We start from the raw sequence: 20,432 nt of genomic DNA on the forward strand, positions 1-20,432 counted from the left end.
CATAAAGTGAGCGCATGACGCAGACGCTGGCGCTGATCGAAGAGGCCACCAAGAAGTCCGGCCTGATCTGGGTGCAGGGGCCGACGGGCCCGAGCCGTGCGCTGTGGCACGTGTGGCACGAGGGCGCCGCCCACCTCGTCGGCGGGCCCGGCGAGCAGCCGCTGGCGGACCTCGGGCTCGCGGACGGCGCGCGGGCGGCCGTGACGGTGCGCAGCAAGGACAAGGGCGGCCGCCTGGTGACCTGGCACGCGCGCGTGAGCGAGCTCGCGGCGCGCGGCGAGGAGTGGAGCGCGGCCGTCGCCGAGCTCAAGGGCAAGCGGCTCAACGCGCCGGACGCGGAGCGGATCGAGGAGCGGTGGGCCACGGAGTGCCGGGTGCTCCGCCTGGAGCCGGAGGGTTCGACGGTGGAGCTCCCGTCGGGGGCGCTGACGGCTCAGCCCCTGCCGACGCCGGCCGTCACGCGGATGCCCATGCCGGCGGCCCTGCCCCGCCTGCTCCGGGGCCGCCGCCGGGGCCGGCAGGGCTGACCCGCGGGGCTCAGGACGTACCCGGGGAGAGGTCCTTGCCCGTGGCGGAATCCTTGCCCGAGGACCCTGAGGACCCTGAGGACCCTGAGGACCCCGAGGACCCCGTGGACCCAGTCTTGCCCGCGGACGGGTCGGCGCCCGTCGGGATGTTCTTGCCGTAGTCGACCGTGGCGCTCTTGTCCGGGACGGAGAGGGCGAAGTCCTTGCCCCAGTCGGCCAGTTCCAGCTGGCCCGCCCCGCCCGCCCGCTGCACCCGCACCGGATACGGCGTGCCCGTCAGGGAGACGTCGAGCGTGCCGCCGCTGCCCTTGTCGCCGCCGGTGACGCGGATCGTGCGGACACCGGCGACCGTCCCGTGGTCACCGCGCGCGAGCTTGCCGTGCAGCACGAGGAGGCCGTCCAGCAGGACGTTCTTGTCGGTGAAGCCCTTGAACTGCTGGTAGGACGGGTCGTTGGAGGGGACCTTCACATACTTCTTCTCCAGCTTGCCGCCCGCCGCGCCGCCGCCGTCCCCGTGCGACCAGAACGCCGCCGGCGCCTTGAGGTAGAGCTCGTCGCCGACCCGCAGCAGCTCGAACGCGCCGGCGCCGGTCGCGACCTGGCCGGTGCCGCCGTCCTTCTTCAGCCGCATGTCGAGCTTGTACGTGTGCCCCTGGCTGACGACGCTGCCGGACAGGTGGACCGCGTCCGCGCCGCGGGCGGCCTCGGTGGCCTTGTCCTGGATCTTCGCGGCGTCGAGCTTGCCCACGCCGTTGGTGCCCGCGTCGGGGTCCTCGCCACCGCCGCCGCAGCCCGTGAGCACGGCGGACAGGCCGACGCACAGCGCTCCGACGAGTGCCGCCTTCGGGGTTCGCACGTCTGCTCATGCCTCCTGACACCGATGGCCGTCACCGCTGGAGTACGGCAGCGTACCCGGGCCGAACGGGGGCGGAAGCGGGGAGTCCGTACGGCCGTCTCTCCCGCGCCGGGAAGAAGCCGGGCACGTAGCCTGAAACCTGGACATCACCCCTTCGGGAACCCGGAGAAGGAGGACGCGGCCATGGCGGGAGGCGTCCACCGGGTGTTCGTCTCGCACCTCTCCGGGGTGGCCGTCTTCGACCCCAACGGCGACCAGGTGGGCCGGGTGCAGGACCTCGTCGCGATGCTGCGCGTCGGCGGGCGGCCGCCGCGCGTGCTGGGCCTGGTCGTGGAGGTCGTCAGCCGCCGCCGGATCTTCCTGCCGATGACCCGGGTGACGGGCGTGGAGTCCGGGCAGGTCATCACCACCGGCGTGATCAACCTGCGGCGCTTCGAGCAGCGGCCCACGGAGACGCTGGTCGTCGGCGAGCTGCTGGACCGCCGGGTGCGCCTGGTCGACGGGGGCGAGGAGGTCACCGTCCTCGACGTGGCGGTCACCCAGCTGCCGGCCCGCCGCGACTGGGAGATCGACAAGGTCTTCGTCCGCAAGGGCAAGGGCGGGGCCCTGCGCCGCAAGGGCGAGACGCTGACGGTGGAGTGGTCGGCGGTGACCGGCTTCTCGCTGGAGGAGCACGGGCAGGGCGCCGCGAACCTCCTGGCCACCTTCGAGCGGCTGCGCCCGGCCGACCTCGCCAGCGTGCTGCACCACCTGTCGCCGAAGCGGCGCGCGGAGGTGGCGGCCGCCCTCGACGACGACCGGCTCGCCGACGTCCTGGAGGAGCTGCCGGAGGACGACCAGATCGAGATCCTCGGCAAGCTCCAGGAGGAGCGGGCGGCCGACGTCCTGGAGGCCATGGACCCGGACGACGCCGCCGACCTGCTGTCGGAGCTGCCCGAGGACGACATGGAGCGGCTGCTGACGCTGATGCAGCCGGACGACGCGGCGGACGTGCGGCGCCTGATGGCCTACGAGGACCGGACGGCGGGCGGCCTGATGACCACGGAGCCGATCGTGCTCCGCCCGGACGCCACGGTCGCCGACGCCCTCGCGCGGGTGCGCAACCCCGACCTCTCCCCCGCGCTGGCCGCGCAGGTCTACGTGTGCCGGCCGCCGGACGAGACCCCGACGGGCAAGTACCTGGGCACGGTGCACTTCCAGCGGCTGCTGCGGGACCCGCCGTTCACGCTCGTCGGGTCGATCGCCGACACCGACCTGCGGCCGCTGCCGCCGGACACCCCCCTGCCCGCCGTCACCAGCTATCTGGCGACCTACAACATGGTCTCCGCGCCCGTGGTGGACGACAGCGGCTCGCTGCTGGGCGCGGTGACCGTCGACGACGTCCTGGACCACCTGCTCCCGGACGACTGGCGGGAGACCGAGCTGCACTCGGGTGCACTGGGCATGAGCGATCTGCCGGAGGCCGCCGATGGGCACTGAACGCAACCGCGAGGAACGGGCCAAGGAGCGGGTCGCGCACCAGCCGCGGGTGCGGCTGGACCTGCCGAGGGTGCGGCGCCGCAGCTGGCTGCGCAGCTACGACCCGGAGGCGTTCGGGCGCACCTCGGAGCGGATCGCGCGGTTCCTGGGGACGGGCCGGTTCATCGTCTGGATGACGGTCGTCATCGTGCTGTGGGTGCTGTGGAACACCTCGGTGCCGGGGCATCTGCGGTTCGACAACTACCCGTTCATCTTCCTGACCCTGGTGCTCTCGCTCCAGGCGTCCTACGCGGCGCCGCTGATCCTCCTCGCGCAGAACCGGCAGGACGACCGCGACCGGGTCAATCTGGAGCAGGACCGCAAGCAGAACGAGCGGTCCATCGCGGACACGGAGTATCTGACGCGGGAGATCGCGGCGCTGCGGATGGGCCTGGGCGAGGTCGCGACGCGGGACTGGATCCGCTCTGAGTTCCAGGATCTGGTGAAGGAGCTGGAAGTGCGGCGGGTATTCCCGTACGAGAGTGAGGAACGCGACCGCTGAAGGGCCTTTCCGGAGGCCCCCTCACGCGCCGTACCATCGTGCTTATGGCTACCGACACGAACGGCACGTCTGTGAGCGAGGACGCGATCCGCGCCGCGCTCGCGACGGTGAACGACCCCGAGATCCACCGTCCGATCACCGATCTGGGCATGGTCAAATCGGTGGAGATCGGCGCGGACGGCTCGGTCGCGGTAGCGGTCTATCTGACGGTCCAGGGCTGCCCGATGCGCGAGACCATCACGAGCAACGTGCGCAACGCCGTGGCGGCCGTCGAGGGCGTCACGGACGTCACCGTCGAGCTCGACGTGATGAGCGACGAGCAGCGCAAGGAGCTGGCGTCCTCGCTGCGCGGGGGCACGGCCGAGCGCGAGGTGCCCTTCGCCAAGCCGGGCTCGCTGACCCGGGTCTACGCGGTGGCGTCCGGCAAGGGCGGCGTCGGCAAGTCCTCGGTGACGGTCAACCTCGCGGCGGCGATGGCGGCCGACGGCCTGAAGGTCGGCGTCGTGGACGCGGACATCTACGGCCACTCGGTGCCCCGCATGCTGGGCGCGGGCGACAGCAGGCCCACCCAGGTCGAGAACATGATCATGCCGCCGTCGGCGAACGGCGTGAAGGTCATCTCGATCGGGATGTTCACGCCGGGCAACGCCCCGGTGGTCTGGCGCGGCCCGATGCTGCACCGCGCGCTCCAGCAGTTCCTGGCGGATGTCTACTGGGGCGACCTCGACGTCCTCCTGCTCGACCTCCCGCCGGGCACCGGTGACATCGCGATCTCCGTCGCGCAGCTCGTCCCGAACGCCGAGATCCTGGTGGTGACGACCCCTCAGCAGGCCGCCGCCGAGGTCGCCGAGCGCGCCGGGTCGATCGCCGTGCAGACGCACCAGAAGATCGTCGGGGTCGTGGAGAACATGTCCGGGCTGCCCTGCCCGCACTGCGACGAGATGGTCGACGTCTTCGGCACGGGCGGCGGCCAGACGGTCGCCGACGGCCTGACGCGGACGACCGGCGCGAACGTGCCCGTGCTGGGCGCGATCCCGATCGACGTCCGGCTGCGCGAGGGCGGCGACGACGGCAGGCCCGTGGTCCTGACGGACCCGGAGTCCCCGGCGGGCGCCGCGCTGCGGGCGATCGCGGGCAAGCTCGGCGGCCGCCAGCGCGGCCTGTCCGGGATGTCCCTGGGGATCACCCCGCGCAACAAGTTCTGACACCGCCGCCCGCGCGGCAGGCGCGGCGAACGGTAAGGGGCGGTCTCCATGGAGGCCGCCCCTTACCGTCTTTGCCGGCTACTGCTTCCCGGTCTCCAGGTCCTTGACCGGTGCGTCGGGGGCGTTGTTCTTCACGGACGCGATGCCCTTCTCGGCCGCGGCCTTGCTGTTGTACGCCTCGCCGACGGCGATGATCTCGCCGTTCCCGGCCTTGAGGCGGAACCGGTGCTGGCCGGCCTTGTCCTTGTAGAGCTCGAACGAACCACCCATGTGCCTCACCTCTCCGAGTGCGTCCCCTGCCAGGCATTCAAGCCCGGCACCGGGACCCCCGCAGCCCGGGTGGCCCGTTCGGTGACCGCCTCAGCCCCCGTAGGCGGCGAGGTCCTTGATCACCGAGAAGCCCATGCCGTACGCGCTCATGCCCCGCCCGTACGCGCCCAGGTGGACGCCCTCGGCCGAACCCGCGAGCACCCAGCCGTACTCGGACTCGCGGTAGCGGAAGTCGGTGGGCACCCCGTCGACCGGGAGCGACAGCGTCGACCAGGCGGGCTCCTCCAGATGGTCGGCGAGCTCCCAGGCGAGGGCGGTCTGCTGGTCCAGCCAGTCCTGCCGCAGGGCGCGCTCCATCTGTGCGGGCCAGGTGGACGACAGCAGCCCCGAGCCGGCCAGCCAGGCGGCGGAGGAGACCGAGGTGGCCTCCAGCACGCCCGTGCCGTCGGCGCTGCGCCGGACGGGGCGGCTCGCGACGGTGACCACGACGGCGAAGCGCTGCTTGCCCTCGGCGGGGGCGGTCTTCTCGCCCCGCAGCGAGGGCTCCTCGCCATGGCCCGTGGAACCGTGCTCCACGGTCCCGTCGGCGGCGGAGCCGACCTGCATCAGCCAGCGCGGCCCGCTGTACGCCTCGTCCAGGCCGTACCACGGGAACGAGGCCAGCAGATAGCCGTCGACGGACCGCCGGGTACCGGGGCCGCTCTGTGCCGCATCCTGTGCGGCGGACGCACCGGCCTCACCGGCCGGTCCCTGCGCCCCTACCCGACTCGTCGTCTCCATCTGCGCGGCGCCTCCTCGTTGCCCGACGGTCCTGGGTGAGCCCGTCCCCGAGGACGGCTTCACCCCAAACACAGGGAGGATAGCCACCCCCGTCAATGGCGCCGGGGACGCGCGGGCTCAGGTGGCGTCGGAATCGAAGGGCGGACGCTCGCCCGGATGCAGCCCCTCGCGCTTTTTGAGCAGGTCAGGGCCACCGGAGGGGGACGCCGAGCCGGGGGCGGCCGGGTCGGAGGAAGGAGCCGGGGCACTGCTGCGCCCGTGGACCGCGTCGGCCACGTCGCCCATCTCCGACTTGAAGTCGAAGCCGTTGCGGATCTCCTTCAGGCCCAGCTCGTCCTTGTCGAGCACGTGCTTGCGGACGAAGGTCTTGGGGTTCAGGTCCTCGAACTCGAAGTCCTTGAACTCCGGGCCCAGCTCGGAGCGGATGTCCTGCTTGGCGTTCTCCGAGAACTGACGGATCTTGCGCAACGTCCGCGACACATCCTGGATCATCTTCGGCAGCTTGTCCGGGCCGAAGATGAGCACCGCGATCACCACGAGCGCGACCAGCTCGAGGGGTCCTATGTCGAGCACGTTGCAGCTCCTTGATGCGTCAGTGGCCGGGGGTCGCGGCCACCTATCACGGTACCTGGCCCGGGGACCCCCCAGGGCGTCGCCCGGGCCAACATCAGGCCAAAGGTCACCGCGCTGCCGCCGAGCCCAGGGTCAGCTCCACGGTCCGCTCGCTTCCGGCGTGCTCCACGGTCAGGGAGAGCCGGTCACCCGGACGGTGGCTGCGGACCTTGACGATCAGTTCCTGGCCACTGTGCACCGGGGCCCCGTCGACCTTCTTGATCACGTCCTGGTCCCGGATGCCGGCCTTGTCGCCGGGCCCGCCGGGGGTGACGGCCGGGCCGTCGGCGCCCTTGGAGTTCACCCGGGCGCCGTCGCCCGCGTACGTCATGTCCAGGGTCACGCCGATGACGGGGTGGGTGGCCCGGCCGGTATTGATGAGCTCCTCGGCGACGCGCTTGGCCTGGTTGACCGGTATGGCGAAGCCGAGGCCGATGCTGCCGCCCTGGCCGCCGCCGAGCTCGGAGCCGTCACCCGCGGACCGGATCGCGCTGTTGATGCCGATCACACGGGCCTGCGCGTCCATCAGCGGCCCGCCCGAGTTGCCCGGGTTGATCGGGGCGTCGGTCTGGAGCGCGTCCACGTAGCTGACGTCGCTGCCGTCCTGCTTCTGGCCGCCCGCGGTGATCGGGCGCTCCTTGGCGCTGATGATCCCGGTGGTGACGGTGCCCGCGAGGTCGAAGGGCGCGCCGATGGCGACCACGGAGTCGCCGACGCGGACGGAGTCGGAGTTGCCGAGGGCGAGCGGGGTCAGCCCGGTCACGCCGGAGACCTTGATCACGGCCAGGTCGTAGCCGCTGTCCCGGCCGACGACGGTGGCCTTCGCCGTCTGGCCGCTGTTGAAGGTCACCGATATGTCGCCGCCGGAGGCCGCGGGCTCCACGACGTGGTTGTTGGTGAGGATGCGGCCTTCCTTGTCCAGCACGAAGCCGGTGCCGGTGCCCTGGTCGCTGCCGCCGCGCACATGGATCGTCACCACGCCGGGCAGGGCCCGCGCCGCGATCCCGGCGACGCTGTCCGGGGCACGCCCGGACCGGTCCACGGGCGCCTGCGGCAGCCGTACGTGGTGCCCCACGACGCCGTCCCGCTCCAGGAACGCCCCGACGCCCCCGCCGATGCCTCCGGAGACGAGCGCCACGATCACCGCTCCGACGACGATCCGCCCGCGCCGCCGCGTGGCCTTCCCCGCGGGCGGGGTCCCGGGGTGACCCGCGGGCGAGACGGCCCAGGGGTCGTACTGCCAGGGCGGCCCGTACGGGGAGGGCGGCGGGAAGGGCGGGGCGGGCGGCATGCCCGGCGGGAGCTGGGTGCCATGGGCGGGGGTGACCGGGCGCTGGACGGGCGGCGCGGGCGCCCACGGGCCGGGGCGGCCGTAGGGCGGTGTGGTGTACGGATCGGGCGCGTGCCGGGGCGCCGGGGCGTCGTACGGGGAAGCGGGGACCGTGCCCTCGTCGCCCCGGTCCTCCGGGGCGGGCGACGCCGCGTCAGGCGGTGTCGTACGCCGGGGACGGCCCCACCAGTGCGGCTTGGGGCCCATGGGCCGCGCCTTCCCCTCGTCCATCTTCTCCCCACCGTTCGCCGGAGGGCGCGCGGCATCGCCCGAGGGATCCGCGGCCCACCAGGAATTCAACCAGGTCCGCGCGGACCCGCGCAGAGGGCCGGGAGCCGCCGCCGGGATCCGGCGGGCGCGGCCACGGCGGCCACGACGGGAACGATCAGTGCCGGATCGGCGCGCTGTCCGCCGCCGAGAGGCCCGGGGCGGGAAGCGCGGCACGGATCAGCGGCGGGAGGGGCGCGGCGGAGGGCCGCAGCAGCGACACCCCCGTGGCCGGAGGCGCGGGTGCGGCCGGGGCGCCGGGCACCGTGGGAGCGTCCCGCCCGGCGAGCGTGAGGGCCAGGGAGCGACGGCTGTCGTCCGTGGTGGCACCCGGGCCCATGGACAGCGGCGTGGTGGCCACGTATGGATCCTCCGCGCGCGCGCCCGCGGTCTCGCCGACCGAGGCGAGCGGCTGGGCGCTGCCGAGCGCGAAGGCCGCGAGCGAGACCGCGCCGGCCGCCGCGAAGGCGAAGCGGCGCCCCCGGGAGGCGCCGCGGGAGGGGTCGGGCAGGTCGTGGATGCGGAAGCCGCGGTCGCGCTGCCAGGGCGCGACGGCGGGGAAGAGGGCAAAGGTTTCAGCCCGGGTGCCGGAGCCGCCTTTTCCCTGGACTCCGGTCCGCCCGCGGCCGTCCGGAGCGGGCCGCGCGGTCTCGCCGCGCGGCTTCTCGGCACCGTCACCTCCGGGGCCGGCACCCGGCAGGTTCTGCAGGCGGGCGAGCAGCGCGTCGGAGAGCGGCGGGGCGGCCGCCTCGGCGAACACGCTCTTGAGCCGACGCTGGGCGTCGGCTTCGGCTTTGCATTTCCAACAGGTCGCCAGGTGCGCGAGCACCCGCTCCCGAGAGTCGTGTCCCAACTCCCCGTCGACCAGGGCCGCGAGGCGGTCGCCGAGATGGTGCTCGGCGGGGGACTGACCGCCTGAACCGGTCACGCGATCCCTACCTCCCCACCCAGCGGAAAGCCGGTGCCCGCACCCGTGACGGCGACGGCGCGCTGCTCGGCCCGGGCGGCGGGCGAGCGGTGCTGAAGTGCCTTGCGCAGGTGGGAGCGGCCACGGTGGATGCGGCTGCGCACGGTGCCGAGCTTGACTCCGAGCGTCGCGGCGATCTCCTCGTAGGAGAGGCCCTCGATGTCGCACAGGACGACGGCGGCGCGGAACTCCGGGGCGAGGGTGTCCAGCGCCTGCTGGACGTCCGCGTCGAAGTGGGTGTCGTTGAAGTGCTGCTGGGGGGACGGCTCGCGGCTGGGCAGCCGCTCCGCGGCGTCCTCGCCGAGGGCGTCGAAGCGGATGCGCTGGCGGCGCCGGACCATGTCCAGGAAGAGGTTGGTGGTGATGCGGTGCAGCCACCCCTCGAACGTGCCCGGGGTGTACGTCGACAGCGAGCGGAAGACGCGGACGAACACCTCCTGCGTGAGGTCCTCGGCGTCGTGCTGATTGCCGGTGAGGCGGTAGGCGAGGCGGTAGACCCGTGCACTGTGCGTGCTGACGATCTCCTCCCAGGAGGGAGGGGCCCACGCCTGCGAATCCGCATCGGTGGCGAAGGTCGCGGTGGGTGCGGAGTCGGTAGTGCGCGAACGGTCAGCGGTCTTGGTCACGGATTTCGGCTCGCCGATGGACCTGCGAAAGCGCTTCAGCACTCCCCGACGGTCTCCGGCCGCAGCCGCACCTCCCCTGTCGGCTCTGGTGGTGTCCAGTGGAGCCCCTACCATATCCATCCCGCCCGTTAGCTCAGGATAAGGAATTTTGACCTTCATTTGGTCTTGGTCCCCCGTCCCCGACGTCTCCCCCCGGCTTCTCCCGCCGTAGCCTTCCGATTCTTCCCAACGCGCGGTCCCATCTGCGGGTTCCCGTGGTCAGCGGATACAGTCACGGTTGCGTCGACTACGGGGACAGGAGAGGGCCATTACCGGCAACCAGCAGACGAGCTGGGCGTTCGCCGATGCGTTCGTCGCCGAGGGAGAGGCGCTGCGGTGGGCCCGGGACCGGGCCCATGAGGCAGGTCTCCGCTCGGTGTCGTCCGGCACCGGCGCCGCGCTGCGCCTGCTCGCCGCGGCGGTGGACGCCAAGGCGGTGGCCGAGATCGGCACCGGCACCGGCGTCTCCGGCCTCCATCTCCTGCACGGCATGCGGCCCGACGGTGTGCTGACGACGGTGGACAGCGATCCCGAGTGCCAGCAGTTCGCCCGGCAGGCGTTCCGCGCCGCGGGCTTCGCGGGCAACCGCGCGCGCTTCATCCCGGGCCGCGCGCTGGAGGTGCTGCCGCGCCTCGCCGACGGCGGATACGACCTGGTGTTCTGCGACGGCGACCGGCTGGAGTGCCTCGACTATCTAGCCGAATCGTTGCGCCTGTTGCGGCCGGGCGGACTCGTCTGCTTCGAGGGCGTCTTCGCGGACGGCCGCACGGTCGACTCCGCGGCCCAGCCCGCCGAGGTGCAGCGGCTGCGCGAGTTGCTGCGCGCCGTCCGCGAGTCCACGGTGCTGCTGCCCTCGCTGCTGCCGGTCGGCGACGGACTGCTGTGCGCGGCCCGGCGCGGCTGACCCGGCGCGCGTGGCGTACGCCCGCCGGGGCGCGCGTGACGGGCGGTGGATACACCACTGCCCCGGAGCCAGGACGGGCCGGCTCCGGGGCAGCGTGAGATCCGCAGGCCGCGCGTCAGACGGTGACCTTCTCCAGGGCCTCGCCGAGAGCCTTGGCCTCGTCCGGGGTCAGCTCGACGACGAGACGACCGCCGCCCTCGAGCGGAACCCGCATGACGATGCCCCGCCCCTCCTTGGTCACCTCGAGCGGGCCATCGCCCGTCCGCGGCTTCATGGCCGCCATGCTCGTTCCCCTTCCTGAAACCAGCTCGCCGCAGCCGACAACCCAGGTGTCACCGGCATCGAACACATTGCTTCCAGGCCATTATCCCGCATCGCGTGACCCGATGACCAACATCAGTCCGCATCCGGTCGGCAACGCGCTCTCGCAAAACCACCCAATTCGGCGATCGGACTGCGATACTGCGCCGCCACTGTGCCGCCTCGATGGCCGGTTTCTTTGACGCAGGTCACATATCGGCGGCCGATGATCTCCGGCATGCTGAGCCCTGACGGCTGCCGACGCAGCCGCGACGAGGGAGGGAGCGGCTCCATGGCCGACACCGTGCTGTACGACGTGACGGACGGGCTCGCGACGGTCACACTCAACCGTCCCGACGCCATGAACGCGCTCGACATCGCGACGAAGATCGCGCTGCGCGACGTCCTGCTGGAGGCCGGCGCGGATTCCGCCGTGCGCGCCGTCCTGCTGACCGCCACGGGGCGCGCCTTCTGCGTCGGGCAGGACCTCAAGGAGCACGTCGAGCTGCTGGCGCGGGCCGAGTCGGTGATGACCACCGTCAAGGAGCACTACAACCCGATCGTCACCGCGATCACCGGGATGCGGAAGCCGGTCGTGGCCGGGGTCAACGGCGTCGCGGCGGGCGCGGGCGCGGGCTTCGCCTTCGCCGCGGACTACCGCGTGGTCGCGGACACCGCCTCATTCAACACGTCCTTCGCCGGGGTCGCGCTCACCGCGGACTCGGGCGTCTCCTGGACCCTCCCCCGCCTCGTCGGCCACAGCCGCGCATCCGATCTGCTGCTGTTCCCCCGCAATGTGCCCGCCCAGGAGGCGTACGAGCTGGGCATCGCGAACAAGGTCGTGCCCGCGGCCGAGCTCGCCGCCGAGGCGGCGGCGGTGGCCCGCCGCCTCGCGGAGGGGCCGACCGCCGCCTACGCCGCGCTCAAGGAGTCGCTGGCCTACGGCGCGGACCACTCGCTGGCCCAGTCGCTGGCCAAGGAGGACGAGCTCCAGGGCCGCGCCGGGGCCTCCGAGGACCACCGCATCGCGGTCGACGCGTTCCTCAAGAAGGAGAAGCCGCGCTTCGTGGGGCGCTGACCGGCCGGGGCGCTACGCGGCCCCGCGCGTATGGCAGTTGGCCAGGTGGTCGTTGACCAGGCCGCACGCCTGCATCAGGGCGTACGCCGTCGTGGGGCCGACGAAGCGGAAGCCCCGCTTCTTGAGCTCCTTCGCCAGCGCCGTGGACTCGGGGGTCGTCGCGGGCACGTCCGCCGCCGAGCGCGGCGCCCGGCGGGGCCCGTCCGGGGCGTAGGACCAGATGAAGGCGTCCAGCTCGCCGGGCGCCCACTCCGCCGCCACCCGGGCGTTGCCGATCGCCGCGGTGATCTTCGCGCGGTTGCGGATGATGCCCGGGTCGGCGAGCAGCCGCTCGGCGTCGGCCTCGGTGAAGGCGGCCACCTTGGCGATGGAGAAGTCCGCGAAGGCGGCGCGGAACCCCTCGCGGCGGCGCAGGATCGTCAGCCACGACAGGCCGGACTGGAACGCCTCCAGGCACATCCGCTCGTAGAGGGCGTCGTCGCCGTGCACCGGGCGGCCCCACTCGGTGTCGTGATAGCGGCGGTAGTCCTCCATGGACTCCGCTTCCAGGCCCCATGGACAGCGCGCCAGCCCGTCCGGGCCGATGACCGCTCCGGTGCTCATGCTTCCCCGCCCCCGCTCCGCTCGCCCGGCGCGGCGTCGTGCGGCGCCTGTCCGGGATGCTCCTCATGTCCCTCGGCCGGGCCCCGCGCCGCCGCCTGCGCCCGCGCGTCGGCGAGGGACCGCTCCAGATCGGCGATCCGCGCGTCGCGCTCGGCCAGTTCGGCGCCGAGCCGGTCCAGGACGTCATCGGTCTCCGTCATGCGATAGCCGCGCAGGGCGAGCGGCAGCCGCACCGCGTCGACGTCGGCCCGGCTCGTGGGCCGGTCCGCGGGCAGCGGCCAGGCGATCCGGTCCGGCTCGGCCTCGGGCAGCGAGACACCGCTCCCGCCGCCCACGACGAAGAGCGTGACCGCGGCCACCACCACGACCAGCGCGATGAGCAAGAACCAGAACACGACCATCTCCCAGGTGCGCCCGCCACACGAAACCGTCCTCCACGATCGTGCCATGCCCCACTGACAGTTAAGGTCGCTGGCGGACCACGCGAAGAGGAGTACGGAAATGCTGCGGCTGGGACGGCGCGAGTTCGACGCCCACGAACCGGTGATCATGGCGATCGTCAACCGGACGCCTGACTCCTTCTACGACCAGGGGGCCACCTTCCAGGACGCGGCCGCCCTGGCCCGGGTGGAGCAGGCGGTGGCGGAGGGCGCCGCCATCGTCGACATCGGCGGTGTGAAGGCGGGCCCCGGCGAGGAGGTCACCGCCGAGGAGGAGGCGCGGCGCACCGTCGGCTTCGTCGCCGAGGTCCGCCGGCGTCACCCGGACGTGGTGATCAGCGTGGACACCTGGCGGCACGACGTCGGCGAGGCGGTGTGCGAGGCGGGCGCCGACGTGCTCAACGACGCGTGGGGCGGCTTCGACCCCAAGCTGGCCGAGGTCGCGGCGCGTTACGGCGTGGGCCTGGTGTGCACGCACGCGGGCGAGGTGGAGCCCCGCACGCGGCCGCACCGCATCGCGTACGACGACGTGATGGCGGACATCCTGCGTGTGACGCTGGGGCTGGCCGAGCGGGCCGTCGCGCTCGGCGTCCGGCGCGACGCGATCATGATCGACCCGGGCCACGACTTCGGGAAGAACACCCGCCACTCGCTGGAGGCGACCCGGCGGCTGGGCGAGATGGCGGAGACGGGCTGGCCCGTGCTCGTCTCGCTGTCCAACAAGGACTTCGTCGGGGAGACGCTCGACAAGCCGGTGAAGGAACGGGTGCTGGGCACGCTCGCCACGACGGCCGTCTCCGCGTGGCTGGGGGCGCAGGTCTACCGTGTGCACGAGGTCGCGGAGACCAAGCAGGTGCTCGACATGGTGACGTCGATCGCGGGTCACCGGGCCCCGGCCGTGGCGCGCCGCGGGCTCGCGTAGCCGGCCCGGCGGGCGCCCCGCCGGGCCCGCGGACGGGCCGGCGGACCGGCCCGTCCGACGCCGGAGGGCGCCGTGCCGGTTACGCCCCGGCCTCCTTGGTGACCAGGCCGACCGCCTCGTCGACGTCGTCCGTGACATGGAACAGGTGCAGGTCGTGCAGGCCCGCCTTGCCCTCCGCGATCAGCGTGTCGCGGAACCAGTCGACCAGCCCGCGCCAGTAACCCGTGCCGAAGAGGACGATCGGGAAACGCGTGACCTTCTTGGTCTGCACCAGCGTCAGCGCCTCGAACAGCTCGTCCAGCGTGCCGAGTCCGCCCGGCAGCACGACGAACCCGCTCGCGTACTTCACGAACATCGTCTTGCGGACGAAGAAGTACCGGAAGTCCACACCGAGGTTGACGTAGGGATTGAGGCCCTGCTCGAAGGGCAGCTCGATGCCGAGGCCGACGGAGATGCCGCCCGCCTCCGTCGCGCCCTTGTTGGCGGCCTCCATCGCGCCGGGCCCGCCGCCGGTGATGACCGCGAAGCCGGCCTCGACCAGGCCGCGGCCGAGCGCCACCCCCGCCTCGTACTCCGGCGACCCCACCGGCGTGCGGGCCGAGCCGAAGACGCTGATGGCGGGCGGCAGTTCGGCGAGCGCGCCGAAGCCCTCGACGAACTCGGACTGGATGCGCATCACCCGGAAGGGATCCTCGTGCACCCAGTCCGCGGTGCCTCTGGTGTCCAGCAGATGCTGGTCGGTGGTGCCCTGCTGCATCTGGCCGTGCCTGCGCACGACCGGCCCGCGGCGCTGCTCCCGCTGTGCGCGGGTTCCTTCGGGATGTGCCATTCCGCTCTCCCTCCGCTGATCGTTGCTGTTCAGCGTAGGCCCCGGACGCCGCCGGGGGCGGTCCCGTCAGGAGGTGAGCCAGGCGCGCAGCCGCTCCTCGCACTCCGGGATCAGCGCCGCGCGCACCCGCTCGTCCCGCTTGTGCGCGACCATCGGGTCGCCGGGGCCGTAGTTGACGGCGGGCACGCCGAGCGCCGAGAAGCGCGAGACGTCCGTCCAGCCGAACTTGGGCTTCGGCGTCCCGCCGACGGCCTCGATGAAGGCCGCGGCCGCCGGGTGGGAGAGGCCGGGCAGCGCGCCGGGCGAGTGGTCGTCGACGACGAACTCGGCGACGCCGCAGTCCGCGAAGACCTCGAGGACGTGCGCCATCGCCTCCTCCTCGGTGCGGTCCGGCGCGTAGCGGAAGTTCACCGCCACGGTGCAGGCGTCGGGGATGACGTTGCCCGCGACGCCGCCCTCGATCCGTACGGCGTTGAGGCCCTCGTGGTACTCCAGGCCGTCGATGACCGGGCGGCGCGGCTCGTACGCGGCCAGCCGCGCGAGGATCGGGGCCGCCGCGTGAACGGCGTTGCTGCCCATCCAGCTGCGCGCGGAGTGGGCGCGCTCGCCCGTGGTGCGCAGCAGGACCCGCAGGGTGCCCTGGCAGCCGCCCTCGACCTGACCGTCGGTCGGTTCGAGGAGGACGGCGAAGTCGGCGGCGAGCCAGTCGGGGTGGGCGGCGGCGACGTGGCCGAGGCCGTTGAGGTGGGCGGCGACCTCTTCGTTGTCGTAGAAGACGAACGTCAGGTCGCGGTTGGGCTCGGGGACGGTCGCGGCGATGCGCAGCTGCACCGCGACGCCGGACTTCATGTCGCTGGTGCCGCAGCCCCACAGGAAGCCGTCGTCGTCCATGCGCGAGGGGACGTTGTCGGCGATGGGCACGGTGTCGATGTGCCCGGCGAGCACTACACGCTCGGCGCGGCCGAGGTTCGTGCGGGCGACGACGTTGTTGCCGTACCGGTCGACGCTCAGGTGCGGCAGTGCGCGCAGCGCGCTCTCCACGGCGTCGGCGAGCGGCTTCTCGTTCCCGCTCTCCGAGGGGATGTCGACGAGCCGGGCGGTGAGGGCGGCTGCGTCGAGGGACAGGTCGAGTACGGCGTCATCCATGCCCGCGACTCTAACCCGGCCCGGCGGGACCCGGACCCGGGCAGGAAGGCCTGGTGGACACCGCGCGCGAGGGCCCGGAGTCCGGCCGGGGACGCGGCCCTCATGATTCTCATATCTCTCCAGTAACGTTTGCCGCATGTCCCGGATCTTCGTCACCCGCCGTGGTCGCCTGCTGCGCATCGTGGCCGCCTGCGCCGTGCTGTTGGCGCTGATCGGTTACGGCGTGGCCCAGCTGGTGACGGGTGGCCCCGGTGCTCCCCGCTGCACCGTGCGGGCCAACGGCGCGTCGTACGCGATGGCGCCCGAGCAGGCGGTGAACGCCGCGACCATCTCGGCCGTGGGCGCCGCCCGCGGGCTGCCGGAGCGCGCGGTGACGATCGCGCTCGCGACGGCCATGCAGGAGTCCGGGCTGCGCAACATCCACCACGGCGACCGCGATTCGCTGGGCCTCTTCCAGCAGCGCCCGACGCAGGGCTGGGGCACGGCGGAGCAGATCACCGACCCGGTGTACGCGGCGGGCAAGTTCTACGACCACCTCGTGCAGGTGCCCGGCTATTCGCGGCTGCCGCTGACGGTCGCGGCGCAGAAGGTGCAGCGCAGCGGCTTCCCGCAGGCGTACGCCAAACACGAGCCGGACGCCTCGCTGCTGGCGTCGGGTCTGACGGGCCGGGCGGAGGCCGCCTTCAGCTGCACGACGAGCCCGGCGGACGGCCGGCACGGGGACCCGTCGGCGGTACGGACGAAGCTGCGGCGCGAGTTCGGCGCGACGGTGCTGCCGGCCACGGACGGCACCGGGGGTGCGGGCACCAACGGCGCGGCCGGGGCGGCCGCCCGCACGGTGACGGTGCCCGCGACGTCGACGACGGACGCGCCGGACGACGCGCCCACGCGGCGGGGCTGGCAGCTGGCGTCGTGGGCCATGGCCCACGCTTCCGAACTGCGGATCGAGCGCATCGCCTTCGGCGGCCGGGAGTGGACGGCCGAGGACTCCCGCGACGGCTGGCGCGCGACGAAGGACGCCGCCGCCTCCTCGTCCGAGGTCCGGATCACCACCGTTCAGTAGTACGACCCTCCCCTCCTGCGGGGTATCCACCCGAGGTGCGGAACGGAATTCCCGCATGCCCGGCGGAGCCTGTCCGGCTTCTCTCAAGTTCCTTGCGACTAAAGGCTTGTACGCCTTTAGGACAACGCCACGCCCTGTGCGTTTTGCCCGGGATTTCCCGAAACCGATAATGCGACGCATTGCCAAGGCTTTACCTTCGGGCACCGCAACCTTCGAGGCTCTCACGCGGTAGTCACTGCGTCCGCTCGCCGGACAGCTAACGTCCTCAACTCCGCCAAAAGGAGCATCATGTCCCTCCCCCTTTCGCGTCGGATCGCCCGGGTAGCCCTGCTGGTCGCCGCCGGTGCAGCACCCGTCATCGGCGCGGCAGGAGCAGCCAACGCCGCGGACTTCAAGGCCCCCGAGCTCGGCGGCCTGAGCACGGTGGACGGCGCGAGCCTGGGCAACAACATCGCGGCCACCTCCCACAAGGCCGGCGTCGCGACGGCCGAGGTCGGCCACAAGGCCGTCGACACCGCGGCCCCGGGCACCACGGACACGCTCGGCAAGACCGCCCAGAGCACCACCCCGGCCGCGCAGAAGGTGGCGGGCGACCTCGGTGGCTCGGCGGCGGGTGTCGTGGGCACCACGGCGGAGACCGCGACGAAGGGCGGCCTGCCGACGAAGGGGCTGCCGACCGGTGGCCTGCCGATCGGCGGCTGATCCATCGATCAACGGAGAGGGCCCGGGAGTGGTTCCCGGGCCCTCTCGTTTTGCCTTTGGGTGCGGTCTCGCTGCGCCTTCGGCGGGGACGCCCTTCGGGCGTTGTCCTCAACCGCCGGACGGGCTGGATTGGCCCGGTCGTATCGGTCCCCTCGCAGCCCGTTGCCGCCTGCGGCGGAACGCCCTTCGGGCGTGTCCTCAAGCGCCGGACAGGCTGGATGGGCGGACCGTGGCTCGTAGCCTGCGGCCCGCCGCTCCCTCGGTCAGGACGACAAGCGGCGGACCGCCTCCGCCACGCGTTCGTCCGTGGCTGTGAAGGCGACGCGGACGAAGCGTTCGCCCGCCGCTCCGTAGAAGTCGCCCGGCGCGACCAGGATGCCCCGCTTGGAGAGGTCCGACACCGTGTCCCAGCACGGCTCGTCCCGCGTGGCCCACAGGTACAGCGACGCCTCACTGTGCTCGATCCGGAAGCCCGCGCGCTCGAGCGCGGCGCGCAGGGCTTCGCGCCGGCGCGCGTAGCGCTCGCGCTGTTCGGCGACGTGCGCGGTGTCCCCCAGGGCGGCGACGGTGGCCGCCTGGACGGGAGCGGCGACCATCATGCCGCCGTGCTTGCGGATCTGGAGCAGCTCGCCCAGGACCGTCGCGTCACCGGCGAGGAACGCGGCGCGGTAGCCGGCCAGGTTGGAGCGCTTGGAGAGCGAGTGGACGGCGACGATCCCCTCGTACGAGCCGCCGCACACGTCCGGGTGCAGCACCGAGACCGGGTCCGCCTCCCAGCCCAGCTCCAGATAGCACTCGTCGCTGAAGAGCAGCACACCGTGCTCGCGCGCCCAGGCGACCGCCCGGCGCAGCTCGTCGGGGTCGAGGACCCGGCCGGTGGGGTTCGACGGGGAATTGAGCCACAGCAGCTTCACGCCGGCCGGGTCGAGGTCCCACGGGTCGTCGTAGACGACGGGCTCGGCGCCCGCGAGCCGCGCGCCGACCTCGTAGGTGGGGTAGGCGAGCCGCGGATAGGCGACCTTGTCGCCCGCGGTGAGCCCGAGCTGGGTCGGCAGCCAGGCCACCAGCTCCTTGGAGCCGACGACGGGCAGGACGTTGGCGTGCGTCACGTCCCGGGCGCCCAGGCGGCGCTCCACCCAGCCGGTGAGCGCGTCGCGCAGCGCGGCCGTGCCCCACACCGTCGGATAGCCGGGGCTGTCGGCGGCGTCGGTCAGGGCCCGCTGGATCAGCTCGGGCACGGGGTCCACGGGGGTGCCGACCGACAGGTCGACGATGCCGTCGGGGTGGGCGGCGGCCGTCGCCTTGTACGGGTCGAGCCGGTCCCACGGAAAGGCGGGAAGACGGGAAGAGACTGCGCCCACGGGTGCTCGCTCGCTCTCTTGCGGTTAGGTGCTCGGTGTCAAATGCCGCGGCCCCGCACGGCGCGAGGGCCGTACGGGGCCGTGGTGGCTGCCGCGAGAATCAGTGCTCGGGGTTGATGTCCGCCGGCAGCGCGGCGATGAAGGGGTGGTCACGCTCGATCAGACCGAGCTTGGAGGCACCACCGGGCGAGCCGAGCTCGTCGAAGAACTCGACGTTCGCCTTGTAGTAGTCCTTCCACTCCTCAGGAGTGTCGTCCTCGTAGAAAATCGCTTCGACCGGGCAGACCGGTTCACAGGCACCACAGTCGACGCATTCGTCCGGGTGGATGTACAAGGACCGGGAGCCCTCGTAGATGCAGTCGACGGGGCACTCCTCGATGCACGCCTTGTCCTTCACGTCGACACAAGGCTGCGCGATGACGTAGGTCACGCTGTCGTTCCTCCTCGGTAGGGCTCATCTCGCGCGGGAGCGCGGCGTCGTCGATGCCCACACCTAGTATCTCCGTTCCCGGGCACTTGACGAACAAGAGGGGCGAGGAGAGCTGTGGAATTCACCACGGGCGGACGGCTGGAAGTCCGGATCAGTACCGCTGATGTGGGAAAAAGGGTATCTGTCCGACGACTGAACGATCCGGGACGGTCTCCCGAGCGGTTCACGGACACCGTCGGGGTACTCGACTCCTGGGACGGAGGTGTGCTGCGGATCACACGGCGGACCGGTGAGACGGTGGAGATCGAGGAGTCCTCGCTCGTCGCGGGCAAGGTGATCCCGGCCGCTCCGGCGCGCAGGCGCGGACCGGCCACGACGGTGCGGGAGCTCCAGGAGATCGCGACGCGCGGCTGGCCCGCGCGGGAGACGGCGGCGCTGGGCGGCTGGACGCTGCGGGCCGCGGGCGGTTTCACCGCCCGTGCCAACTCTGTGCTGCCCCTCGGCGATTGCGGGATACCGCTGCCGCGCGCCCTGGAGCACGTCGTCGCCTGGTACGGCGAGCGCGGCCTGCCCGCCGTCGTGCAGGTCACCACCGGCGACGCGGCCGAGGACGAGCGGCTGGACGCCGAGCTGGCGCGGCGCGGCTGGACGGCCGAGCGGCACGCCGTGGTGCGCACGGCCGCGCTGGCACCCCTCGCCGACACCACCGCCGACACCGGCCGGGTGCTGCTCTCGCGGGAGCCGGACGAGGCGTGGCTGCGGGCGTACGGGCGCGAGTCCGCGTCCGACGCCGACGCCCTGGCGGTGCTGACGGGCGGGCCCTCCGTGTGGTTCGCGACCGTGCCGGGCGAGGAGCGGCCCGCGGCCATCGGGCGCTGTGTCGTCGACGGCCGGTGGGCGGGGTTCTCCGGGCTGGACGTGGACCCGGCCCGGCGCCGGGAGGGCCTGGGCACGCTGGTCATGGCCGCGCTGGCCGAGCGGGCGCTGAGCGAGGGGGCCTCGGCGGCGTACCTCCAGGTGATGACGGACAACGGCGGGGCGGACGCGCTCTACGACGGGCTCGGCTTCACCACGCACCACGCGTACCACTACCGTCGCGCGCCACAGGGGTAGGCGGACACAGGCGCACCATGGATACCGGCGGCGGGTCTTTCC

General features: G+C 72.7%; 24 protein-coding genes. 10 read left to right on the forward strand and 14 right to left on the reverse strand.

The window, feature by feature from the left end; translation table 11 throughout:
- The first annotated feature begins 14 nt into the window (after window positions 1-14).
- The gene (locus ACFY1P_RS02225) at window positions 15-527 is read left to right on the forward strand and encodes a hypothetical protein (RefSeq protein WP_361525165.1); all 513 of its coding nucleotides are present in this window, start codon (window positions 15-17) and stop codon (window positions 525-527) included.
- 10 nt (window positions 528-537) lie between these two features.
- Here ACFY1P_RS02225 and ACFY1P_RS02230 read toward each other — a convergent pair whose 3' ends face one another.
- Complete coding sequence (locus tag ACFY1P_RS02230) at window positions 538-1,383, reverse strand: hypothetical protein (protein WP_390749372.1); 846 nt, start codon at window positions 1,381-1,383, stop codon at window positions 538-540.
- A gap of 183 nt (window positions 1,384-1,566) precedes the next feature.
- Here ACFY1P_RS02230 and ACFY1P_RS02235 point away from each other — a divergent pair, with 183 nt between their 5' ends.
- The 3 genes from ACFY1P_RS02235 to ACFY1P_RS02245 are packed head-to-tail and all read left to right on the forward strand — an operon-like array spanning window position 1,567 to window position 4,608.
- The gene (locus ACFY1P_RS02235) at window positions 1,567-2,862 is read left to right on the forward strand and encodes a magnesium transporter MgtE N-terminal domain-containing protein (RefSeq protein WP_361525160.1); all 1,296 of its coding nucleotides are present in this window, start codon (window positions 1,567-1,569) and stop codon (window positions 2,860-2,862) included.
- Window positions 2,852-3,403, forward strand: a complete 552-nt coding sequence (locus ACFY1P_RS02240) for a DUF1003 domain-containing protein (protein ID WP_361525157.1) — start codon at window positions 2,852-2,854, stop codon at window positions 3,401-3,403. Before ACFY1P_RS02235 ends, ACFY1P_RS02240 begins: the two co-directional genes overlap by 11 nt.
- A gap of 44 nt (window positions 3,404-3,447) precedes the next feature.
- Complete coding sequence (locus tag ACFY1P_RS02245; RefSeq protein WP_390749373.1) at window positions 3,448-4,608, forward strand: Mrp/NBP35 family ATP-binding protein; 1,161 nt, start codon at window positions 3,448-3,450, stop codon at window positions 4,606-4,608.
- 78 nt (window positions 4,609-4,686) lie between these two features.
- On the opposite strand, the gene ACFY1P_RS02250 is transcribed toward ACFY1P_RS02245, so the two are convergent.
- The 6 genes from ACFY1P_RS02250 to sigE all read right to left on the reverse strand — a co-directional run bounded on the left by ACFY1P_RS02250 (window position 4,687) and on the right by sigE (window position 9,574).
- Window positions 4,687-4,878 carry a YegP family protein gene (locus tag ACFY1P_RS02250; RefSeq protein WP_361525151.1) on the reverse strand — a complete coding sequence of 64 codons (192 nt, stop codon included), beginning with the start codon at window positions 4,876-4,878 and terminating at the stop codon, window positions 4,687-4,689.
- A 90-nt stretch (window positions 4,879-4,968) separates the two neighbouring features.
- Window positions 4,969-5,658, reverse strand: a complete 690-nt coding sequence (locus ACFY1P_RS02255; RefSeq protein ID WP_361525148.1) for a hypothetical protein — start codon at window positions 5,656-5,658, stop codon at window positions 4,969-4,971.
- 117 nt (window positions 5,659-5,775) lie between these two features.
- Window positions 5,776-6,231, reverse strand: coding sequence for a sec-independent translocase (locus ACFY1P_RS02260; protein ID WP_361525145.1), 456 nt, complete (start codon window positions 6,229-6,231; stop codon window positions 5,776-5,778).
- A 106-nt stretch (window positions 6,232-6,337) separates the two neighbouring features.
- On the reverse strand, window positions 6,338-7,831 hold the full coding sequence (locus ACFY1P_RS02265; RefSeq protein WP_390749374.1) for a trypsin-like peptidase domain-containing protein: 1,494 nt from the start codon (window positions 7,829-7,831) through the stop codon (window positions 6,338-6,340).
- Between the two features lie 154 nt (window positions 7,832-7,985).
- Complete coding sequence (locus ACFY1P_RS02270) at window positions 7,986-8,795, reverse strand: zf-HC2 domain-containing protein (protein ID WP_361525140.1); 810 nt, start codon at window positions 8,793-8,795, stop codon at window positions 7,986-7,988.
- Window positions 8,792-9,574, reverse strand: coding sequence for an RNA polymerase sigma factor SigE (gene sigE / locus ACFY1P_RS02275; protein WP_361525137.1), 783 nt, complete (start codon window positions 9,572-9,574; stop codon window positions 8,792-8,794). The genes ACFY1P_RS02270 and sigE overlap by 4 nt, the downstream gene beginning before the upstream one ends.
- Before the next feature lie 163 nt (window positions 9,575-9,737).
- Here sigE and ACFY1P_RS02280 point away from each other — a divergent pair, with 163 nt between their 5' ends.
- Entirely contained in the window at window positions 9,738-10,403 is a 666-nt protein-coding gene (locus tag ACFY1P_RS02280) for a class I SAM-dependent methyltransferase (RefSeq protein WP_361525134.1), read from the forward strand.
- Between the two features lie 115 nt (window positions 10,404-10,518).
- Here the strand turns inward: ACFY1P_RS02280 and ACFY1P_RS02285 are convergent, their stop codons facing one another.
- The gene (locus ACFY1P_RS02285; RefSeq protein ID WP_003985072.1) at window positions 10,519-10,686 is read right to left on the reverse strand and encodes a DUF3117 domain-containing protein; all 168 of its coding nucleotides are present in this window, start codon (window positions 10,684-10,686) and stop codon (window positions 10,519-10,521) included.
- A 309-nt stretch (window positions 10,687-10,995) separates the two neighbouring features.
- Between ACFY1P_RS02285 and ACFY1P_RS02290 the strand changes: the two genes are divergently transcribed.
- A complete protein-coding gene (locus ACFY1P_RS02290; protein ID WP_361525132.1) occupies window positions 10,996-11,781 on the forward strand; it encodes an enoyl-CoA hydratase-related protein in 786 nt (261 codons plus the stop codon).
- Between the two features lie 12 nt (window positions 11,782-11,793).
- Here the strand turns inward: ACFY1P_RS02290 and ACFY1P_RS02295 are convergent, their stop codons facing one another.
- Together ACFY1P_RS02295 and ACFY1P_RS02300 are read right to left on the reverse strand one after the other, a co-directional pair.
- On the reverse strand, window positions 11,794-12,384 hold the full coding sequence (locus tag ACFY1P_RS02295; RefSeq protein WP_361525129.1) for a DNA-3-methyladenine glycosylase I: 591 nt from the start codon (window positions 12,382-12,384) through the stop codon (window positions 11,794-11,796).
- Window positions 12,381-12,779 carry a DivIVA domain-containing protein gene (locus ACFY1P_RS02300; RefSeq protein ID WP_390749375.1) on the reverse strand — a complete coding sequence of 133 codons (399 nt, stop codon included), beginning with the start codon at window positions 12,777-12,779 and terminating at the stop codon, window positions 12,381-12,383. Before ACFY1P_RS02300 ends, ACFY1P_RS02295 begins: the two co-directional genes overlap by 4 nt.
- Window positions 12,780-12,885: 106 nt before the next feature.
- Between ACFY1P_RS02300 and folP the strand changes: the two genes are divergently transcribed.
- Window positions 12,886-13,746 (forward strand): dihydropteroate synthase, encoded by an 861-nt coding sequence (gene folP / locus ACFY1P_RS02305; RefSeq protein ID WP_390749376.1) that lies wholly within the window; start codon window positions 12,886-12,888, stop codon window positions 13,744-13,746.
- Window positions 13,747-13,825: 79 nt separating this feature from the next.
- On the opposite strand, the gene ACFY1P_RS02310 is transcribed toward folP, so the two are convergent.
- The gene (locus tag ACFY1P_RS02310; RefSeq protein ID WP_361525122.1) at window positions 13,826-14,575 is read right to left on the reverse strand and encodes a TIGR00730 family Rossman fold protein; all 750 of its coding nucleotides are present in this window, start codon (window positions 14,573-14,575) and stop codon (window positions 13,826-13,828) included.
- Between the two features lie 66 nt (window positions 14,576-14,641).
- Entirely contained in the window at window positions 14,642-15,721 is a 1,080-nt protein-coding gene (gene dapE, locus ACFY1P_RS02315; protein ID WP_361525119.1) for a succinyl-diaminopimelate desuccinylase, read from the reverse strand.
- A gap of 136 nt (window positions 15,722-15,857) precedes the next feature.
- On the opposite strand from dapE, the gene ACFY1P_RS02320 reads away from it, so the two are divergent.
- Entirely contained in the window at window positions 15,858-16,784 is a 927-nt protein-coding gene (locus ACFY1P_RS02320; RefSeq protein ID WP_361525116.1) for a hypothetical protein, read from the forward strand.
- Window positions 16,785-17,072: 288 nt separating this feature from the next.
- The gene (locus ACFY1P_RS02325) at window positions 17,073-17,486 is read left to right on the forward strand and encodes an ATP-binding protein (RefSeq protein ID WP_361525113.1); all 414 of its coding nucleotides are present in this window, start codon (window positions 17,073-17,075) and stop codon (window positions 17,484-17,486) included.
- 263 nt (window positions 17,487-17,749) lie between these two features.
- Here the strand turns inward: ACFY1P_RS02325 and dapC are convergent, their stop codons facing one another.
- Complete coding sequence (gene dapC, locus ACFY1P_RS02330) at window positions 17,750-18,847, reverse strand: succinyldiaminopimelate transaminase (protein ID WP_361525111.1); 1,098 nt, start codon at window positions 18,845-18,847, stop codon at window positions 17,750-17,752.
- 100 nt (window positions 18,848-18,947) lie between these two features.
- Window positions 18,948-19,277 (reverse strand): ferredoxin, encoded by a 330-nt coding sequence (gene fdxA / locus ACFY1P_RS02335; RefSeq protein ID WP_030366150.1) that lies wholly within the window; start codon window positions 19,275-19,277, stop codon window positions 18,948-18,950.
- Between the two features lie 114 nt (window positions 19,278-19,391).
- Between fdxA and ACFY1P_RS02340 the strand changes: the two genes are divergently transcribed.
- Entirely contained in the window at window positions 19,392-20,390 is a 999-nt protein-coding gene (locus ACFY1P_RS02340) for a GNAT family N-acetyltransferase (protein WP_361525107.1), read from the forward strand.
- The last annotated feature ends 42 nt before the right edge of the window (window positions 20,391-20,432 follow it).

This window comes from Streptomyces sp. NPDC001407 (genome assembly GCF_042895325.1).
In the GTDB taxonomy this organism is placed as follows: Bacteria; Actinomycetota; Actinomycetes; order Streptomycetales; family Streptomycetaceae; genus Streptomyces.

What these genes read in the sequence shown, in the direction of transcription:
- ACFY1P_RS02225 (WP_361525165.1), top strand. Translation starts at nt 15, where the DNA reads ATGACGCAGACGCTGGCGCTGATCGAAGAGGCCACCAAGAAGTCCGGC.
- ACFY1P_RS02235 (WP_361525160.1), top strand. Translation starts at nt 1,567, where the DNA reads ATGGCGGGAGGCGTCCACCGGGTGTTCGTCTCGCACCTCTCCGGGGTG.
- ACFY1P_RS02240 (WP_361525157.1), top strand. Translation starts at nt 2,852, where the DNA reads ATGGGCACTGAACGCAACCGCGAGGAACGGGCCAAGGAGCGGGTCGCG.
- ACFY1P_RS02245 (WP_390749373.1), top strand. Translation starts at nt 3,448, where the DNA reads ATGGCTACCGACACGAACGGCACGTCTGTGAGCGAGGACGCGATCCGC.
- ACFY1P_RS02250 (WP_361525151.1), bottom strand. Translation starts at nt 4,878, where the DNA reads ATGGGTGGTTCGTTCGAGCTCTACAAGGACAAGGCCGGCCAGCACCGG.
- ACFY1P_RS02255 (WP_361525148.1), bottom strand. Translation starts at nt 5,658, where the DNA reads ATGGAGACGACGAGTCGGGTAGGGGCGCAGGGACCGGCCGGTGAGGCC.
- ACFY1P_RS02265 (WP_390749374.1), bottom strand. Translation starts at nt 7,831, where the DNA reads ATGGACGAGGGGAAGGCGCGGCCCATGGGCCCCAAGCCGCACTGGTGG.
- sigE (WP_361525137.1), bottom strand. Translation starts at nt 9,574, where the DNA reads ATGGTAGGGGCTCCACTGGACACCACCAGAGCCGACAGGGGAGGTGCG.
- ACFY1P_RS02285 (WP_003985072.1), bottom strand. Translation starts at nt 10,686, where the DNA reads ATGGCGGCCATGAAGCCGCGGACGGGCGATGGCCCGCTCGAGGTGACC.
- ACFY1P_RS02290 (WP_361525132.1), top strand. Translation starts at nt 10,996, where the DNA reads ATGGCCGACACCGTGCTGTACGACGTGACGGACGGGCTCGCGACGGTC.
- ACFY1P_RS02295 (WP_361525129.1), bottom strand. Translation starts at nt 12,384, where the DNA reads ATGAGCACCGGAGCGGTCATCGGCCCGGACGGGCTGGCGCGCTGTCCA.
- folP (WP_390749376.1), top strand. Translation starts at nt 12,886, where the DNA reads ATGCTGCGGCTGGGACGGCGCGAGTTCGACGCCCACGAACCGGTGATC.
- ACFY1P_RS02310 (WP_361525122.1), bottom strand. Translation starts at nt 14,575, where the DNA reads ATGGCACATCCCGAAGGAACCCGCGCACAGCGGGAGCAGCGCCGCGGG.
- dapE (WP_361525119.1), bottom strand. Translation starts at nt 15,721, where the DNA reads ATGGATGACGCCGTACTCGACCTGTCCCTCGACGCAGCCGCCCTCACC.
- ACFY1P_RS02320 (WP_361525116.1), top strand. Translation starts at nt 15,858, where the DNA reads ATGTCCCGGATCTTCGTCACCCGCCGTGGTCGCCTGCTGCGCATCGTG.
- ACFY1P_RS02325 (WP_361525113.1), top strand. Translation starts at nt 17,073, where the DNA reads ATGTCCCTCCCCCTTTCGCGTCGGATCGCCCGGGTAGCCCTGCTGGTC.